The sequence below is a fragment of the Clostridiales bacterium genome (genome assembly GCA_017569285.1).
Lineage (GTDB): Bacteria > Bacillota > Clostridia > Christensenellales > Aristaeellaceae > Aristaeella.
The window spans coordinates 65,957-84,707 of the sequence record CP069419.1 but is presented as its reverse complement, the minus strand read 5'-3'; the positions used below and the strand labels follow the sequence as shown (position 1 = coordinate 84,707).

Below are 18,751 nucleotides of genomic sequence, written 5' to 3'. Positions count from 1 at the left end.
ATTCATTGCCTGGGAAATCAGTCTTCCGTATCGCTGTGATCTGCATCCCCGGTTTTTTTGTCCGGTTTTCCGGATTCGAAATCCTTTGCCACGTCCTTCAGGACTTCATCCGTTGTACGCGGCTTGTCTTCTCCGAGGCCTTCAGGGATTCCGCCTGTATCCATCAGGGCAACAAATTCAGCACGGTTCAGTGTTTCCTGCTTCAGCAGTGCTTCAGCCAGCTGATCGAGCCGTTCTTTCTTGTCGCGGATGATTTCCTTGGCAGTCTCGTAGCAGTTTTTCAGCATCTGGGCAACTTCCCGGTCAATCTTGGCAGCGACTTCTTCGCTGTATTCACGGCTCTGGCCGAACTCCATTCCGACGAATACTTCCTGATCGCTTCCAAGGTAAATGGCTCCGATTTCTTCGCTCATACCGAATTGTGTCACCATTTTCCGGCAAAGTTCCGTTGCGCGTTTCAGGTCACTGGAAGAACCTGTATAGATTTCACCGAGAGCGACTTCTTCAGCTGCATGCCCGCCAAGCAGCATGGCAATCTGGTCCATCAGCTGGCTTCTGCTGATATTATCATGTTCCTCAGCAGGAAGCGCGAGAGTATGTCCGGCAGCCTGCCCGCGGGGAACGATGGTAATCAGGTGAACTTCATCACATCCGGGAAGAATATGTCCGACGATGGCGTGTCCGCCTTCATGGTACGCAACCATCCGCCGGTCATGTTCATTCACTTTATGGCTTTTCTTTTCAGGTCCCATCTGGACACGGGCGATTGCATCAATCAGCAACTGCTGGTCAATCCTGGTTTTCCGGGATCTGGCGGCAAGAATTGCAGCCTCGTTCATGACGTTCTCCAGGTCGGCGCCGGTTGCGTAAGGCATCCGCTTGGCGATATTGTTCAGATCAACATCCGGATCCAGTGTCTTTCCTTTGCTGTGGACTTTCAGAATAGCAACACGTCCATCCTGATCGGGATAATTGACGGTAACCTGGCGGTCAAACCGGCCGGGACGCAGAAGTGCGGGGTCCAGTATATCCCGCCGGTTGGTCGCTGCCATGACAATGATTCCTTCGTTGACCGCAAAACCGTCCATCTCAACCAGAAGCTGGTTCAGCGTCTGTTCACGTTCATCATGTCCGCCGCCAAGGCCGGCACCACGGTGCCGTCCGACAGCATCGATTTCATCGATAAAAACAATGGCTGGAGCGACTTTTTTGGCCTGCTCAAAAAGGTCACGGACACGGCTTGCACCGACACCGACAAACATTTCCACAAAATCACTGCCGCTGATGGAGAAGAACGGAACACCGGCTTCACCTGCAACCGCCTTTGCAAGCAGCGTTTTACCTGTACCGGGAGGTCCGACAAGAAGCACGCCCTTCGGGATCCGGGCTCCTGCTTCAATATAATTTTTCGGGTTTTTCAGGAAATCAACCATTTCCTGAAGCTCTTCCTTCTCTTCATCTGCGCCGGCAACATCCGCAAATGTCACCTTGTTTTTGGAAGGATCCTGAAGTCGTGCATGGCTTCTTCCAAAGGACATCACACGTCCGTTTCCGCCTCCCTGGGCGCGCATCATTACATACCAGACAACCATCAGGATGCCGAGCATAATAATATACGGAAGGAATTCATACCACCAGGGAATGGTAATCGGAGCCCGGTACTGAATCTGGAACGGAAGCTTGTCCACCGTGATCTGTTCAATTCCGACTCCCTGCCGGTTGGCTTCCATCTGACGGACTGTATCGAGGAAATCCTCACCGATTGTTGTCTCAAAATCATAGCTTCTTTCCGGGAAATCGGCATCGGCAACAGCGGTTTTTCCGCTTTTGAAAACACCGACCAGGGAATTGCCGCGGATCGCAACACGTCCGATATTGTTTTCACTGATCTGATTCAGCAGTTCAGGATATTCAATTCTTCTGTTGATGGTTTGTCCGAGCCCGCCGTTGAGAATGATTGCAATCATCAGCAGCGTGCCCAGCAGGACAATGTATCCGATTATGCCCTTTGATGAACGTTTCTTCAAATCCTTATCCTCCTTGCGTCATCCGTAGATAATAACAATTCTGTCAGGATCACGGATGGCGTTCATTTGCTGTAAACATGTTCGGAAAGCACACCGATGTCGGGCAGGTTCCGATACCTCTGGTCATAATCCAGCCCGTAGCCTACCACAAAGGCATCCGGAATGTCAAAGCAACAGTAATCCACTTTCAGATCCGGCACTTTCCGCCTTGCGGTTTTGTCCAGCAGTGCGGCAATCCGCAGCGATGTAGCGCCGCGCTGGATCAGGATCTGCATCAGGTAATTCAGTGTAATTCCTGTATCCACGATGTCTTCAACAATAATGACATCCTTGCCGAGGATATCCTTGTCCAGGTCCTTCAGGATACGGACAACACCGGTTGTTTTGGTAGCGCTTCCGTAACTGGAAATCGCCATAAAGTCCGTGGTAAGCTGCAGCGGGATTTCCCTTATCAGATCGGAGAAGAAAATACAGGCGCCTTTCAGGATGCAGATCATCACCGGTGTTTTTCCCTGATAATCCTCCCCGATCCGGCGGCCAAGCTCACGTACCTTTTTACGGATTTCTTCCTCTGTAACCAGAATCCGGTCCAGATCCTGATAAATCTCTGCGTTTTTATCCATCGGTGTATCCTCCTGTTGATAATCATAGGGCCCATGGCATTTCGCCGGACCAGCGAATTCGGATGTTTTTACAGGCTTCATTCCATGCAGGGATCCGTCCGGTTCCGACCCCGGCTGCAATCAAAACTTCATTGTCCCTGCAGATCAGCGGGATTTCCTCTCGCCAGGGCAAGTCAATTCCGCGGTCTGCCAGGTAATCGGGAAGCTTTTTCTTTCCGATCATTCCGAACGGCATAATCCAGTCTCCGGGTTCAAGTGTACGAACCATGCATCCGCTGAAAAAAGAGATCGGGACTTCCTGTTCGGTTTTCCCGTTTCCGGGATTTCCTGCACTTCCTGTTATTTCCAGCCTGATATTTCCGTACACAGTGGTTTTTTCCGGAAAAGGTTCCGGCTGAAAACGGTTTCCGGGTATACCGGTCAGATGAATTGCCTGCTTCCCTTTTACGGCGTGAAGTCCGCCCGGAAGATTGACCTGCCCCCGGCCCTTTCGGACCAGTCCGGTCAGTTCTTCAGTCTGCTCTGCGTTCAGCTCATGCTCTTGGCGGCGGGGAGTGTTTTGCCGCCACCATTTCCTGAGAATCCTGCGCTGCAGGCCTTCCGGAAGGTCGGAAAGCTCTTTCCATCGGATCCATCGTGCTCCGGAAAACTGCTGCATGAACTGGTCCGAAAAGGAATCCAGCGCCTCATTGTCCGCGGAAATAATACGTGAAGTGCGGGCAATCCGAGACGCAGCCCCCGGATTCAAAGCCTCCAGGCGGGGCAGTATATTCATGCGGATGTTGTTCCGCAGATAAGACGGATCCTGGTTGCTGGAATCTTCCCTCCAGGGTATGCCGGCTTCGTGAAGGGCTGCACGGATATTGTCACGGGTCAGCGAAAGGAGCGGCCGGATGATCCGGATTCCGGATGATGTATCATCGGGGGGCATGCAGGACAGCCCTTCCGTACCTGCCCCACGGATGAGACGCATCAGGAATGTTTCTGCCAGATCATCTGCGTGATGCCCAAGTACAAGCGTATCCGTACCGGTCGCTTTCATGCATTCCCGGAAACATGCGAAACGCGCTTCCCGGGCTGCGTTTTCATCATGCCGTCCGTTCAGGTCAATCCGATATACATGCAGGGGAATCAGCATTTCAGCACATATATCCCGGACGAAAGCCTCATCCTGATCGGATTCGTCTCCGCGCAGGCCATGGTTGACATGAACTGCAGCAATTGTTTTCCCGGACAGATCTGGGCTCTCAGCAAAAAGATGAAGCAGCGCAATACTGTCCGCGCCTCCGGAAACACCGATCAGATATCGGCCTTCCGGTACAGGTTCTGTTTTTTCCCTGATCCATTCTGGAAGATGATTCATTCTTCAATCGGCCTCGTAGGTGCATTGCAGACATTGCAGCGGACAAGGTCCGGATAATCACCGATCTGAGCATACAGGAAAGAACCTTTGAATGGGAGCACTTTTGGATTCGCCCGTTTGCAGTTCGGATCTCTGTGATACATCGTTCCGCCGTCCGGATTGTAATAAAGAACGGTGTCAGGCGGTGTGGGAGGTTCTTCGGTTCTCTTTACCTCCGGAGTAATATTCGGATCTGCCGTTTCAATTTTCTTGTAACTGACCAGGCTGTCAGGATCGATAAACCAGTTGTTGTTTTCCTGTTTCAGCATGACGGTTATCCGGATCGGAACCGATGGTTTTCTGTCATTATAATAAATCGGAACTTGAACAACCACCTGACGGCTGGTATCCGCGGCAGTACCGGAGATGGATTCCATGACGAAATCATCAATCTGAGGCGTTCGGTTCTGCAGGATAGTGAATAATGCCTGCTTTGCGTTTTCCTGTTTGGAACGCCATGACGGCGTACAGAATTCGAGCATATCTCCGAACTTGTTTTCATTCCAGGCCTTGAAAAAATCAATGACCAGTTTCTTTGCATATTCGGTGCCGTCATCCTGGGCTGGTGTGCTGGCCGGCTCGGCCGTGGGTTGTTCAATATCGCTGTTCTGGGCACCGGAACTTCTGCCGGTGCCGGATATGTTATCGGTAATGGAAATATTGGCACCGGATGGACGGCTGACCGTTTTGTCTGCATTTTTGCCGGATCCACCGGAAATAAAACTGACAATGGTAGCGATGCAGAGGGCGGCCGCCACAATTGTAAAGCAAAGGCGCTTGTTCTCTGCGGTCAGCGGTTTGATCCAGAGAAGCGCTGTAAATCCGGCTGCAAGGGCAATAAAAAGGATTTTCAGGGGAAGAGCTCCCTGGGCGGCACCCATGACCGGGACGGCGATAATAAAGAGGACCAGCAGGATAGCGCCGATCAGAACAAGCATTGGGTCTGATAGTTCAAATGGACGTTTGCGTACGGGAACAGGCGGCGGAACATACCCGCCCCCGTTCAGCGGCATCTGGCGTACGAACTGTTCCGCCTGGGTGGTATTCTGCGGCTCGCGTCCCATCTGGCTGTATGCATTGTATCCGGTCTGGTAACGGGGTTCCTTAACAGGAGGTTCATATCCGGGACTGGTATATCCGGGACTGTAGGGAGTTTGCGGAATGAAGCTTCCCCCGTTTCCGGGCATTCCGTTTTGCGGATTGCCGGAAGGATAACCCGGATATACCGGACCTGCATTCTGAGGAGCAGTATACCCAGTCTGATATCCGGGCCGGCTTCCGGGATAATTTCCGGAAGAAGAATATCCCGGCTGTACGCTGTACGAACCGGATGCCTGGGTAAAACCGGATCCCGGATAATTGTTCGGAATGTTCTGCTGTGGAAAATATTGCGGATATTGGGCCTGCGATGCAGGCTGCTGGGGCTGGTATCCGGGAACTCCCGGGTTGAAACCGGCGTTCTGGCCGGAGGAAGCCGGCTGTCCGGAAACCGCATAGTCCTGTGTACCGCCGGGCTGGGCGAAATATGATCCCGGATATCCTCCCGGCGCATAATTGTTCGGCTGGGAGTATCCATTCATATTCTGGGGTTTGCTGCCATGATAATTCATTCGGATTCCCTTTCCGCTGTATTCCGGCATTTGCCTTGATCAGCTAAATAATATAGCAAATCAGCATATAATTTTATCATTCAAAGTATATATTGTAAACCGTTTTTTGCGCGTTGACGCTGTTCACGGGAATATGGTATAATTGCATAGTATTTGTATGGAAATGGAGGGTTTCCCGTTGTCTTCTGGAGCTCGTTCATTTCATCAAACGAAGTCAGACCTTCTGATCGGATGCATGGCATTTGTCCTGTACCTGCTCCTTGGGATGACTTTTTTTTGGTTCATGTCGCTCAACAACTTTTATCTTCGGGTTATCAACCGTACACTGGCAACGACTTTGCTGACCTTTTTTGCCATGACGATGGCAATGCATGCTGTGTACGGCGGATTTGAAGTGGGGCGGAAAAAGTCCAAACCTGTGATTTCCGCGATGGTTGCGGGAATTGTTCTGACAGACATGGTTACATATCTGCAGCTTCAGATCATGAATGTGAATGATAAATACAACAGCCATTTGGTTCTCTTCGGGCCTGATTTTCCGATGCTGCTTCTCTGCATGATTGTTCAGTTTATTATCATTATTCTGTTTGTTCGCTTTGGCAATCAGCTGTATTTTTCCATTCATCCCCCGCGAAGCTGCCTCATTATTCTCGGTTCCGCTTCCCAGGAAGACGAAATTCGTCGGAAAATCAACCGGTACAAGCTTCAGTGGCGGGTAGACGATGCTGTTCTTTACAGCGTCCCCGATCTGGAATCCCGCATTGACCGGGCGGACGTCATTTTCATCGGCCAGGTACCGGAAAATGCCAAATTCCATCTGCTGAAAATGTGCTATGATGACCGGAAAGATGTGATGAGCAAAGCACAGCTGCAGGATATTATGCTGTGCAATGCACGTCCGGCTATCGTGGATGATGCTGCGTTCCTGTCAATGGAATATAACAAAATTTCTTTTTATCAGCGCCTTGTCAAACGACTTGGGGATATTCTGATTTCAATGGCCGCCCTGATTTTCTTTCTCCCGTTTATCACCATTATTTCTCTCCTGATCAAACTGGAGGATGGAGGGCCTGTAATATTCCGGCAGTCCCGGCTCACAGCGGATGGGCGTACATTCACGATCCGGAAGTTCCGTACAATGATTCCCCGGTCGGAAGATGAGGTTTTCCAGACATCCATTACTGTGAATGATCCGCGTATTACCCGTGTCGGAGCGTTTCTCCGGAAATACAGGCTGGATGAAATCCCCCAGTTTTATAATATTCTGATCGGAGATATGTCAGTAGTGGGTCCGCGTCCCGAAATGATGGCCAATGTTGCCAGGTATAAAATGGAACTGCCGTCATTTGTTTACCGGGAGAAAATGAAAGCAGGCCTTACCGGTTATGCGCAGATTGAAGGCAGGTACAATACGACAGCCGAAGATAAGCTGATGATGGATATGATGTACATTGAAAGCTTTTCTGTCTGGCTGGATATCAAGCTGATTCTGCGGACATTTACGGTCCTGTTTAAAAAAGAGTCTACCCAGGGCTTTACTCAGGCCCCGGACAGAAATATACAGCAAACAGAGGGGGAAAAGATTTCATGACTACGACACTCTTGATTATGGCTGCCGGGTTGGGTTCCCGCTACGGCGGAAACAAACAGATTGACCGAATCGGTCCCAACGGAGAAATCCTGATGGAATACTCCATCCATGACGCGGTTGAAGCCGGCTTCAACAAGGTGGTTTTTGTCATTCGCAAGAGTATGGATGAACAGTTCCGTGAAATGATTGGTAACAAAATTGCCCAAAAAGTCGAAGTCGCTTATGCATACCAGGAATATGACACGCTTCCTGATGGCTTCGTTCCGCCGGAAGGACGTACAAAGCCCTATGGAACGGTTCATGCCGTTGTATGCGCGATGGACCTGATCCATGAGCCTTTTGCCGTAATCAATGCAGATGATTATTACGGCAAGGATGCATTTGCTGCAATGTATAATTCACTTCAGGGACTGCGCAATACGGATAACAGGGCTTCCATGGTAGCCTATTACCTGAAGAACACGGTTTCCAAAAATGGACATGTCACACGGGGAATCTGCGAAGTGAATGATGCCGGAAACCTGGTTAAGGTAACCGAAACCTACAGCATTCTTCCCTTCCCGGACGGAACGATCCGCGACATCCATGACAATCCGGACGGAATCATTCTGGATCCCGATGCCCTTGTTTCCATGAATCTCTGGGGCTTTTCACCCGCGTTCTTTACGGGAGGGCAGAAATACCTGGCCGATTTCCTGAAGGATGAATCCGGAGATCCCCTGAAAAAGGAATGCCTGCTGCCGGCTCTGGTGGATGAAATGATGCATACACAGGGTCTGCAGGTGGAAGTACTTTCCACCAAAGCGGTCTGGTTTGGTGTTACATACAAGGAAGATAAGGAATATGTGGCTTCGGAACTCAAAAAGCTGCATGATAACGGAAGCTACCCGGCTGCTTTGTAATATCTGATAACGGAGGGGATTCCATGAATATTCTTCTGACCGGAGGCGCCGGTTATATTGGTTCCCATACTTGTGTGGAGCTTTGTGAAGCCGGACACAATCCGGTTATCGTTGATAATTATGTAAACAGCTGTCCGGAAGCTGTGCGCCGGGTTGAAAAAATTGTCGGACAAAATATCCCGCTGATTGAAGCGGATGTCTCTGATTCAGACGCAATGAACCGGATTTTCGATCAGTATGAATTTGACTGTGTCATCCATTTTGCCGGACTGAAAGCAGTCGGTGAAAGCGTATCACAGCCCCTTCGGTATTACCGCAACAATCTGGATACGACCCTTACACTGTGCGAAGTAATGCAGTCCCACAATGTCAAACGGATTGTGTTTTCTTCTTCTGCAACTGTATACGGTAATCAGCCGACTGTTCCGTATCGTGAGGACATGGTTTCGACCGGATGCACAAATCCCTACGGATGGACCAAATACATGATCGAAAAAATCCTGGAAGGACAGGCAGTGGCGGATCCGGAATGGAGTGTTGTCCTGCTGCGGTATTTCAATCCGGTTGGTGCACATTCTTCCGGAATGATTGGTGAAGACCCTGCCGGAATACCCAACAACCTGATGCCGTTCATTTCCAAAGTCGCTGTCGGAGAATATGAAAAGCTCTCCGTATTCGGCAATGATTATCCGACGCCGGACGGAACCTGTATCCGGGACTATATCCATGTCGTGGATCTGGCCAAGGGACATGTGAAAGCCTGTGATTATGCGTTCGGTCATCAGGGCAGTGAAATCATCAACCTGGGCACCGGAAACGGATATTCGGTTCTGGATATGGTAAATGCGTTCAGCCGGATCAACCATGTGCCGGTTCCCTATGTAATTGCTCCCCGCCGTCCGGGAGATATCGCTGTGAACTATGCAGACGCCTCCAAGGCAAAGGCGCTTCTCGGTTGGGAGGCGGAAAAGACGCTTGAGGACATGTGTGCAGATACATACCGCTTCCAGCGGAATAATCCGAAGGGTTACCGCGGCTGACGGTAACCTTTCTTCCATTATCACGAAAAGAGGATCTTGGTTTGAACAATTTCCTGATCAGTATCGGCACTTTTTCGGAGCAGGCGCTTCCAACCGTCTGCTCTGCTTTGTCATGCGGGGCTGCCAGGCCGGTGGAATCCCTGGATATTTTTCATATTGCCTCCGTTTCCGTCGATCCCGCACTGCCTTCGCTGATCAGTACGCTGAATGGATTTCATGATGCTGCTCCCGATATTTCTCCGGATTTTCCGTTTTATCGCACTCGGTTTTCTTTCGGTTCCTGCACTGCAATTTTACCCGGCAGCAGCGAACTGGCTTCTGAGCCTGATTCAGAATTGCTTTACGCTGCCCTTCGGGGAAGAAACATGCCTTTATCATACAGGACCGACCGGGAAGCTGCGGAATGGTCTTTCTCCTTTCTGCTGAATAAAAAACCAAATGATTCATGTGAACCGTTCTTTGGTTATATCAGGAGGATTCAGTCCGCGCTTTCGGAGGGGAAACCGGTTCGTCTTGCATTGCTTTGTGATCTGAGTGACAGTTTTTCTGCAGCATTGGCTGCAGTGCTGCTCCCCTGGATTCGTTCCGCTCTGTCCGGGAAAGATCTGTATATTGCACTGATTGCGCTGGCAAATCCTTCCCGTTCTGATTCTGCAGCGATTCTTCCCGATCTGCACGCTGCGGTGCAGGAAATGAAGGAACGATCCCTTCTCCGGAATTCAGAAGAAGAAGCCCCGGCCGGTGCCGATGCCATGTGGTTTGTTTCACTTCCGTCCACAATGATCGAGAGCAATGAATCCCACCGGGTTGTATTTCTTTCGGCAGCACGGATCATCGGCAGGTATTTTTCTTTGGATAAGCTTCCTGCCGTTGGATTGCATACCCGGCGGATCAGCGGCGCTGTTTCCATGAAGACGCTTCAGGATGAAGCTGTTTCCTTTGCGGGTTTTCTTCTTTTTTCAGCCTGGCTTCTTTCCGATCTGTTACCGTCTTGTGTTTCTGCCATTCAGCACGATGCGCATCCTCGTCCGCTGCGTCTGAATTCCCGGCATAATCTTTTCAGCAGTATTTGGGGCAGCATGTCCGACAGTGAAAGATCAAAATCCCTTTTAAACATAAAGGAATCAATTCTCACTGTGCTTCGGGAATGTATTGCTGTAATCCGTTCTGTACCGCAGTCTCTGCGTTACTCGCTTGAAATGGAAGAATCCTGGAAAAAGGCTGTGGATTCGTGCGGACGTTATATTACGGTGGCATCTGAATACGATGTTGCCCGCGAAGATCTGGACGCGTCAGGCATCGGAAACATCCATCCGGTTCACAGGGACTCCATGGATGATACAGAGGAAGAGCTTCTGGTGGCCCGTCTGAATCAGATGGCCGAACAGGTCAAAAGTGAAAAAAATTCCCGGGATACGGTTTTATCCGAAGTCGGTCCTTTCCGGTCTTTCCAGGCACGGGTGGACTGTATGAAAAAGTGTGAATCCGCACTGGCTGCAGCGCGGGATAAAAACAGTACAGACCCTGCAGGAGAAGACCGTCTTGTAATTGCACGCCGGGAACGCAGGATCCGGCTTCTTCAGGCTGCTGTGAACCGCAGTACTTCTGAACTTTTTGAAAATACGGAAACATCTTCTGCAAAAGCAGGAAATGATATAAAGGACCAGCCTTTTATCCCTGTTATTCTTTCAGTTCGGGGATATCAATCCCTGTCAGGACTGTTTTCCTCTTCGGCTGACGATCGGGTCTTACGGGAAATAAAAGACAGCATACCGTTCCTGCTGGAAGGCTGTACCCTGCCGGATGCCCGAACATTGATGAAGGGCTTTCAGCAGGCCTGCCGTTCCAATCCTTTCGACAATCGGAGCAATCCGGTTGGTTATCTGCTTTTGAATGCATGGATTGTCTGCAGTTCATCTGTTTCTTCTCTTCGCTTTCATTCTATTGGTGAACTGCCGGAAGTAGCACTTCTGCCTGATCTGATTCCGGCTTCCCCGCTGCTTACTCTTTCCGGCCTGCTTTCAGTCCTGAATCATCAGCCTGTCTCCGCCGAATCTGATTCAGGAGAACTGCGCGGACTGCTGGCAGCGATCGTCCTCCGGCTGTATAAAAGGCGAAGTGCTGGAGAAGCAGAATTGACGGTTGTTTCTGTTTTTGATAATACTCCACTGCTGAAATACTGGCTGTCTGCATTTCAGGCTGAAAGTGCAGGTATCTTCTCGTTGAAGGATGAAAATGGACGGGATTTACCGTTCCTGGTCATAGTTCCGGCAAAAGCGATGATACCGGCCCGGCGCAGTGCATCTCACGCACGGTTGGTTCCTTCCTTTGTAACCTGGTATGACAGAAATGCTGATTCATTCCGTGATCCTGTTCCGGATTTGTCGGAAGGCGATCGCCTTCTGATGAGCAAATGGATTACATCTGTTCTTGATTCTTTGCCGGAATATACGGATGAAAACCTGAAAAACTTCCTGCTCTCGTTTTTTGAGGATATCTGTTCTTCCGGAGCATCGGACATCCCTGATCCGTTCCTGGAAATTCGTCTGAATGCAGTGAACGGTCTTCGGAATCTCCCGGCATACAGGAGCAGTCTGACCCGGAATGCCTGCGTCTACGAATCCGGATTCGGTAACGACCCGATTGCTTCAGTATGTTCAGGTGTTCCGTGCTCTCCGGTATCCTGTGTCGGATTGCCTGAACAGGTGACTTACGAATGGCGCGGGAATCCATTCGCTCGGGAAAACTCCAAAATGATCCTGGAAAGCTCCCATGCAGCTGATGAGGAATTCTTCCTGAAAGCAATCAGGAAGGAATGTGCTGTGATGGCTGACTGGTCGGATGATTATCGGGATCAGCTGATCCGGGAAACAACTGCCATGCTTTGCCGTTTTCCTGATGCACTTCCGGAATGCAGGGAAACAGCCGCTGATATCATTGCAAAAGCGGAAAACCCCCTTTCTGATCAGTCTCCTGAACTGTCCTGGCCCTGGGATCCCCTGTCACCTTCTGTCATAACCGTTTTCCGTGAATGCCTCGGTGATATTCTGAGTACCCGGATGCTTCAGCCGTTCAGTGAAAAAATCGCTGTTTTCCCGGCCAGAAGCGGTGATATTATCGGGGATACGATGTTCAGCAATATGTGTTCTGTTCTTCCCAGCGCCGCCGGAAAGGCAGATGATCCGGAGGCGTTTACGGCGGATGCAGTTCTCCCTCCATTATCTTCCGAAATGATCCAGGCAATCAGTTCTTTCCCGGAAGCCCGGCTGCTTCTTGACTCGGATTTGATCCGCCTGGAAAGGCCGGATGATTCATCTCTCCGTGTGACACTGACACTGAATGGTGCCTTTCCGCTCCGGCTTGTAAGGATTTACAGGGATGATGAAATCGTTACGCTTTTCTCCCAGGATATTCCGACCCTGGCGGTGTGGCCGTCCGTTCCGTTCCCTCGCGGCATGTGGAATGCTTACTTTGTATATTCACATCTTCCGGAAGGAATATCTGTCGAAATCCTTTCAGGGAACAATGGCTCTTTTGAATCTATGACCGGTTCAGATTCCCGTTATACAGCTGTGCTTCCGGATTTCCCGTCTGCGTTTGCAATTCTTTATGACGGGAAATGTATCGGAACTGTTCCGAATTTCCTGCCGCCGCCGGAGAAGAAGCTATCCGGCAGCTGTACGGTATGTATCGATTTCGGATCAGTAGGTACTTCGGTGGTATTCTCTTGCGGAGCACAGCGGAAGCCGCTCCAGGGTCCGGTCATGGTCCGTACAATCCTCAATAATCCTGTAACGTCCCAGGAGCTTCTGCGCCGTGAATTTATTCCCGCAGTTCCCGTTTCCGCCCTTCTTCCGACTGTGTCCCGTATTTTCCGCAATGCCCCGGGTATTTCACCTGTTCCCTTTTCGGATGGGACCATTCTGATGTCAGCCAATATTCAGGATTTGCTGACAACTCCGTCAGATGCCCTCTATACCTGTCTCAAATGGGAAGAGGAAAAAGGCCGTTCCGGATATATATGCCTTCATCAGGTAATGCTGATGGCTGCTTTACAGGCACGTATGGACGGAGCGGACGGTTTGTCCTGGCGTTTTGCGATTCCGGATGAGATGGCTCATGAAGGGCGCGAAAACCTCCGTATGCTGTTTATCAGTCTGGTGGATAAAGTGATGCAGGAAAGCGGTTTCCCGATTTCCGAATCCGGTCTTCCGGTGGCTTTTTCCGCAGAAAGTGCAGCCCTGGGCGCCTATTTCCGGCTGTGTGCCTCAGAAGATACACGCGGTGGATTTATGGTTCTGGATATCGGCGCCTGTACCGCGGATATTTCCCTTTTCCTGCGCGGAAGGGAGCAGGCAGTCCGGACATGCCAGATTCCATTGGGAATACACTATATGCTGCTTCCTGCTCTGTTGCGTGATCCGCTTCTTCTGAAACGTGAATTCGGAAGTGTTGCGGACGAAACATTCCAGTCAGACCTGAATTATCTGACAAAGATTCTGAAGGATGCCGGAAAGGACTCTGTTTCTCTTCGCAAAGCGCGTCTTGCGCTGGATCATTTTCTGTCGGATTATTATCCATTGTTGATCAGCCTGATGAACCAGTACCGGACCGCCGGTATTCCGACGCGCTTTGGAGCTGTTTTGCTCCTGCATGTCAGTTATCTGATGATGCTGTCTGGCTTGGTCCTTCTTCAGATTGCGGCAGATCCGAACAGGAATGATTTTTTACCGGAACAGATGTCCCTGTGCCTTTCCGGACGGGGATCCCTGATCCTGGAGCAGATGCCGGACGATATCAAGGCTGCAGTATGGCATTTCCTGACGATGTTCCGCAACCGGCGTGTGGCTTCCCTCTCCCTCCTGTTTTCTGCAGAAAAGAAGATGGAAATCCCGGTTGGACTGTCCATCCTGCAGGATACGTATACCCAGCTTCCCCCGGCATCTTCCGTACCGGCCTCCATCGCAGTTCGTCCGGAAGAACTCCTACCTGAGTTTCTGCTTCGTTTTGCGCGTACTTTCCCGATGTCTGCTTCATCCCTTTTCCCGAACTTCTTCACTTCAGACCCTTACCATCCATTTTCCGATATTGGTGAATCAACGGTCAGCGCAGCGATTGACCAGTCCTTCTTTGACCGTGAAACGCCGCGCCCGTATAATTCCCTTGCCGCATGGATCGTTAATCTGCTGGAGGATATTCCGGATCCCAATTCCTGATGCCGGATTGAATATCATTCATGAAACAGGTGATAATGAATGGAAACAATCACATCACTCCATAATCCGAAAGTCGCTGTCTGGCGTTCGCTGAGCGAAAAAAAAAGCCGGGATGCTTCCGGCAAATTCCTTGTGGAAGGCATAAAAATGGTGGAAGAAGCGCTGAAATCAGGTTTTCCTGTGGATGCGGTCCTTCTCCGGCAGGATTTTGATCCGTTATTTCCGCTGCCGACGGATATTCCTTGCTTCAACCTTGCGGATCATGTTTTCAATTCTGTCTGTTCCACAAAAACTCCCCAGGGAATTGCTGCGGTAATCCGGGCTCAGTCTCTCCGTACCGGCGGTTCCAGGATTCTGGCCATGGACGGACTTCAGGATCCGGGAAATGTCGGCACCATAATCCGTACGGCGGATGCGGCAGGATTTGATGGAATCCTGGTCAGCCCTGACTGCGCAGATGTCTATTCTCCGAAAGTTCTTCGCGCATCCATGGGCAGTATTTTTCATATGGGCATTGAATTTGCAGATTCGCTTGCCGCAAGGCTTGCAGTATACCGGGATAAGGGATTTGCTGTTGTTTCATCACAGCTCGACGGTGAACCTTTCTTTTCCAGGAAGCCAATCACGGAGCCTGTGATCCTGATTGTCGGCAATGAGGGAAATGGCGTTTCGGATGAAGTCAAAATGATTGCGACTCACAGATATCGTCTTCCGATGCGCGGTGAAGCCGAATCCCTGAACGTGGCAGTGGCAGCCGGTATTATGATGTATGATCTGACACGAAATCTTCCTGAATGAATCTTTCTGATTTTCAGGATTCCTGTCTTCCAGTACCGGTATGGCTGGTCTGATAAGTAATATCTTCGCCGGTTTTGATTCTGGAACCGGCGATTTTTTCTTTCAGCCTGAGATTAAATTCATCTTCATTGGCAGGAATCCGGATCGTTTTACCGGTCCAGCCTGAAAGATGAATTGCGTTCGACAGCATGATTTCGCGAAGGCCGTCTTCTTTCTCTGCTGTCAGCGATGCTCCGTGAAGAAGATGGGCCGCAAATGCGTTCAGCACACCAACATGCTGCGGATTCAATCCGTCACTGCGCAGAATCTGTGCATCTGGATCAATCCGGAACCATGGATTGTCACTGCTAAAGCAGATATCACGCTCATTCTTCGGAAGCTTCCAGAAACGCGTAATTCCGTCTTCACATACTATTTTGCCCATTTCGCAGTCTATTTCCAGACGGTTGGTGCCGGGAAGGTCACCGGTGGACGCGACAAAGATACCGGTTGCCCCGCCTGGAAATTCAAGATACACACTGACATCATCTTCCACTTCGATATCATGCCATTTTCCTTCGTGGCAGACCGCATTAACTGAATCCGGCATTCCGCAAAGCCAGATCAGCAGATCCAGCTGATGCGGGCACTGATTAAGCAGTACACCGCCGCCTTCACCGGACCATGTGGCACGCCATGAACCTGAATCATAATATCTTTGAGTTCTGTACCAGTCTGTAATGATCCAGTTCATCCGTTTGATCCTGCCGAAGTTTCCGGATATCAGCAGGTCATGAATCCCGCGGTAAATACAGTTGGTTCTCTGATTGAACATGAAAGTAAGGACTTTGCCGGTCTGATCGGAGATTTCACACATATGTCGTGCAGCGGATGCTGTAACAGCTGCAGGCTTTTCACAAAGAACATGCTTTCCGTTTTCCATGGCTGCAATGGACAGGCTTTCATGGCCGTAGTGCGGGACACAGATCAGAACTGCGTCACAACTGCTTTTACGGATCAGTTCTTCTCCGCTTTCATATATTTCTGCAGAATCAGTCATGTTTTCCCGGAACCATACCCTTCTGCTTTCGCGCAGGTCAGCACCGGCTGTAATTTCAATCTCCGGACATTTTCCGGCAGCAATATTCCGGCAGTGCTCACTGCCCATGTTACCGATTCCGATTATCCCCAGCCTGATCTTCTGTTGTTCCATTTTCTGCACTTCCATTTGCGTTTTGATTACCCGATCCGTACAGCCTCGGCCTGGGCTTTCAGGCATAATTCAGCTGCTTTGAAAGCATGTTCCTGGGTCATTGCTTTTTCTGTGCGGTTCAGGCAGTCCAGAATCAGTTCTCCGAAAAATGGATATCCGGTAACACCGGATGCATTCAGATACTGTTCCCCTTTTCCGTTGACAACATAAACGTGGCATCCGCCATTTTGGTCAGAAGCAAGGTTTACATATTTTCGGACTTCGATAAAACCTTCTGTTCCGACAATGAACATTCTCCCGTCACCCCATGTCCGCAGCCCGTCAGGAGTGAACCAGTCGACGCGGAAATAATTGGCGGTTCCGTTCTTTCCGGTAAGATTGCAGTCACCGAAATCTTCCAGTTCAGGATAATCCGGATGGGCAAAATTGGCAATCCTGCTGGAAACAACATCTGCATCTTCTTCTCCGGCGTAAAAAAGATACTGTTCAATCTGATGACTGCCGATATCGCATAGGATTCCGCCGTATTTTTCTCTTTCAAAAAACCAGGCGGGCCTCCCGGATGCGCCGAGCCGGTGAGGCCCGAATCCGGTCACTGAAATTACTTTTCCGATTTCTCCGGAATGAGCGATATATCCGGCCAGAATCGATCCTTCATCATGAAGGCGTTCGGCATAATAAACCATATATTTTCTTCCGGTCCGCCGAACCGCTTCCCGTGCTGAACACAACTGCTCCATCGTCGTAAAGGGAGCTTTGTCTGTAAAATAATCCTTTCCGGCATCCATCGCGCGCAGTCCGAGCGCACATCGTTCGCTGGTGACAGCAGCACCCGCAATCATTTGGGTTTCAGGATCGTCCAAAGCTTCTTCTTCACTTCGTGCTGCCTTCGCTTCAGGAAATGCTTTCAGAAATGATTCCACTTTTTTCGGATCCCTGTCATAAACATATTTGATTGATCCGCCAGCTTCAGTCAGTCCGTTGCACATACCATAAATATGACCATGATCCAGGCGCACTGCAGAGAATATGAACTCTCCTTTTTTTACAACCGGACTGGGTTTCCCTTTCGGAGCATACGTCATTCCGTCAGATACTTTCATTTTCGATTCTCCTCTTTTTTGAAACCGGACCCGAATGTGATATTCCCGTCAAGTTCCATCACTGATGTGGTTTTCTCATAAAAATGTGGAACATTTTGCCGGATCCCGTCAACCGTATAAAACGGATCGTCGGACTTGAGGGGCAGTTGAACTGGCTGATGCAGTGAACCGGCTTTATAAATGGCTGTGATCAGCTCAATGGTGCATCGTCCGTCTTCTCCTGTGATGGCAACATCTTTTCCGCTTTCCAGGGAAGAAAGGACGTTTTCGAGTTGTCCATCATGCATTTCATATGGAATCGGCGGAAGATTCCGAATGAAATCATCTGCCTTTTTGCGGAATTCTTCGTCCGGTTCCTTCAGCGGAAAACCGTTTGGCTGCGGTATGGAAGCGAAAACATCATACGGAGCGGATATTTTTGCTTTTTCGCATTGAAATTCAAGTTCCTGCTCCTCACCGTGATGAACGACTGAAGCTGTAACGGTAGCCAGGGCATGTGGATATTCCAGAATGGATACAGAAAGATCCTCAACTTCTGCGTTATCATGCCCGGTATTGGCCAGGACGCTTGTGACCCTGTCTGGAAGACCCATCATCCAGCCAAGCATATCGATATGATGCACCGCGTGATTCAGGGTACATCCGCCGCCTTCCTTTTCCCATGTTCCGCGCCACCAGAGATCATAATAGGAATGACCGCGGAACCAGAAAGAATTGATCTGGGCTGCCCTTATATTACCGGCAATCCCGCTGTCCAGAAGGGCTTTCAGGTTTCGGATCGGTTCCCTGAAACGGTTTTGTGCGATGATCGACAGCCTTTTGCCGCTTAAATCACGTGCTTTCAGCATTTCATCACATTCCTGCAGGGATGCTGCCATGGGTTTTTCACATACTACATTCTTGCCAGATTGTAGTGCATTAATGCTGATTTCTGCATGAGAAAATGGGGGTGTGCAAACGTCAACAACGTCAATATCAAGATTCAGAATGTCATGATGATCCAAATATACATCTGCGTCCAGATGATATTGTTCCTTGACACGCTGCGCCTTTCCGGGGATAATATCAACCAGAGCAACGATTTTACAACGTTCAGGGAATTTCATCCACGCGTGGATATGAGCATGGGAAATACCGCCGGTCCCGACTACTGCAACCCTGATCATGGAATCACCTCGCTTTATGCAGTTTCTTTTTCTGACCTCATGATATCATTCGTTTTTTCGAAACGCCATATTAAATGTTGC

12 protein-coding genes are annotated in these 18,751 nt (G+C 49.9%); 5 read left to right on the top strand and 7 right to left on the bottom strand.

Going from position 1 to position 18,751, the window contains the following annotated elements:
• Positions 1–17 precede the first annotated feature (17 nt).
• The 4 genes from ftsH to JNO48_00380 form a co-directional block, all read right to left on the bottom strand.
• The gene (ftsH, locus tag JNO48_00395) at positions 18–1,967 is read right to left on the bottom strand and encodes an ATP-dependent zinc metalloprotease FtsH (protein QTE69639.1); all 1,950 of its coding nucleotides are present in this window, start codon (positions 1,965–1,967) and stop codon (positions 18–20) included.
• 122 nt (positions 1,968–2,089) lie between these two features.
• Positions 2,090–2,632, bottom strand: a complete 543-nt coding sequence (gene hpt / locus JNO48_00390; protein ID QTE69638.1) for a hypoxanthine phosphoribosyltransferase — start codon at positions 2,630–2,632, stop codon at positions 2,090–2,092.
• 40 nt (positions 2,633–2,672) lie between these two features.
• Positions 2,673–4,013 carry a tRNA lysidine(34) synthetase TilS gene (gene tilS / locus JNO48_00385; GenBank protein ID QTE68409.1) on the bottom strand — a complete coding sequence of 447 codons (1,341 nt, stop codon included), beginning with the start codon at positions 4,011–4,013 and terminating at the stop codon, positions 2,673–2,675.
• On the bottom strand, positions 4,010–5,239 hold the full coding sequence (locus JNO48_00380) for a hypothetical protein (protein QTE68408.1): 1,230 nt from the start codon (positions 5,237–5,239) through the stop codon (positions 4,010–4,012). Before JNO48_00380 ends, tilS begins: the two co-directional genes overlap by 4 nt.
• A 580-nt stretch (positions 5,240–5,819) precedes the next feature.
• Between JNO48_00380 and JNO48_00375 the strand changes: the two genes are divergently transcribed.
• From JNO48_00375 to JNO48_00355, 5 genes are read left to right on the top strand one after another with little or no spacing between them, the layout of a single operon-like run.
• Positions 5,820–7,253: an exopolysaccharide biosynthesis polyprenyl glycosylphosphotransferase gene (locus JNO48_00375; protein ID QTE68407.1), complete on the top strand. Its 1,434-nt coding sequence runs from the start codon at positions 5,820–5,822 to the stop codon at positions 7,251–7,253.
• Positions 7,250–8,155 (top strand): NTP transferase domain-containing protein, encoded by a 906-nt coding sequence (locus JNO48_00370; GenBank protein QTE68406.1) that lies wholly within the window; start codon positions 7,250–7,252, stop codon positions 8,153–8,155. Before JNO48_00375 ends, JNO48_00370 begins: the two co-directional genes overlap by 4 nt.
• Before the next feature lie 23 nt (positions 8,156–8,178).
• On the top strand, positions 8,179–9,195 hold the full coding sequence (gene galE, locus JNO48_00365) for a UDP-glucose 4-epimerase GalE (protein ID QTE68405.1): 1,017 nt from the start codon (positions 8,179–8,181) through the stop codon (positions 9,193–9,195).
• Between the two features lie 41 nt (positions 9,196–9,236).
• Complete coding sequence (locus tag JNO48_00360; GenBank protein ID QTE68404.1) at positions 9,237–14,411, top strand: hypothetical protein; 5,175 nt, start codon at positions 9,237–9,239, stop codon at positions 14,409–14,411.
• Positions 14,412–14,450: 39 nt separating this feature from the next.
• Entirely contained in the window at positions 14,451–15,209 is a 759-nt protein-coding gene (locus tag JNO48_00355; GenBank protein QTE68403.1) for an RNA methyltransferase, read from the top strand.
• 13 nt (positions 15,210–15,222) lie between these two features.
• Here the strand turns inward: JNO48_00355 and JNO48_00350 are convergent, their stop codons facing one another.
• The 3 genes from JNO48_00350 to JNO48_00340 are packed head-to-tail and all read right to left on the bottom strand — an operon-like array spanning position 15,223 to position 18,670.
• On the bottom strand, positions 15,223–16,401 hold the full coding sequence (locus JNO48_00350; GenBank protein ID QTE68402.1) for a Gfo/Idh/MocA family oxidoreductase: 1,179 nt from the start codon (positions 16,399–16,401) through the stop codon (positions 15,223–15,225).
• A 26-nt stretch (positions 16,402–16,427) separates the two neighbouring features.
• Entirely contained in the window at positions 16,428–17,504 is a 1,077-nt protein-coding gene (locus tag JNO48_00345) for a Gfo/Idh/MocA family oxidoreductase (GenBank protein QTE68401.1), read from the bottom strand.
• A complete protein-coding gene (locus tag JNO48_00340) occupies positions 17,501–18,670 on the bottom strand; it encodes a Gfo/Idh/MocA family oxidoreductase (protein QTE68400.1) in 1,170 nt (389 codons plus the stop codon). The genes JNO48_00345 and JNO48_00340 overlap by 4 nt, the downstream gene beginning before the upstream one ends.
• Positions 18,671–18,751 lie beyond the last annotated feature (81 nt).

What these genes read in the sequence shown, in the direction of transcription:
- ftsH (QTE69639.1), bottom strand. Translation starts at nt 1,967, where the DNA reads ATGATTGCAATCATTCTCAACGGCGGGCTCGGACAAACCATCAACAGA.
- JNO48_00345 (QTE68401.1), bottom strand. Translation starts at nt 17,504, where the DNA reads ATGAAAGTATCTGACGGAATGACGTATGCTCCGAAAGGGAAACCCAGT.
- JNO48_00375 (QTE68407.1), top strand. Translation starts at nt 5,820, where the DNA reads ATGGAAATGGAGGGTTTCCCGTTGTCTTCTGGAGCTCGTTCATTTCAT.
- JNO48_00340 (QTE68400.1), bottom strand. Translation starts at nt 18,670, where the DNA reads ATGATCAGGGTTGCAGTAGTCGGGACCGGCGGTATTTCCCATGCTCAT.
- JNO48_00370 (QTE68406.1), top strand. Translation starts at nt 7,250, where the DNA reads ATGACTACGACACTCTTGATTATGGCTGCCGGGTTGGGTTCCCGCTAC.
- JNO48_00350 (QTE68402.1), bottom strand. Translation starts at nt 16,401, where the DNA reads ATGGAACAACAGAAGATCAGGCTGGGGATAATCGGAATCGGTAACATG.
- JNO48_00380 (QTE68408.1), bottom strand. Translation starts at nt 5,239, where the DNA reads ATGCCCGGAAACGGGGGAAGCTTCATTCCGCAAACTCCCTACAGTCCC.
- tilS (QTE68409.1), bottom strand. Translation starts at nt 4,013, where the DNA reads ATGAATCATCTTCCAGAATGGATCAGGGAAAAAACAGAACCTGTACCG.
- galE (QTE68405.1), top strand. Translation starts at nt 8,179, where the DNA reads ATGAATATTCTTCTGACCGGAGGCGCCGGTTATATTGGTTCCCATACT.
- JNO48_00355 (QTE68403.1), top strand. Translation starts at nt 14,451, where the DNA reads ATGGAAACAATCACATCACTCCATAATCCGAAAGTCGCTGTCTGGCGT.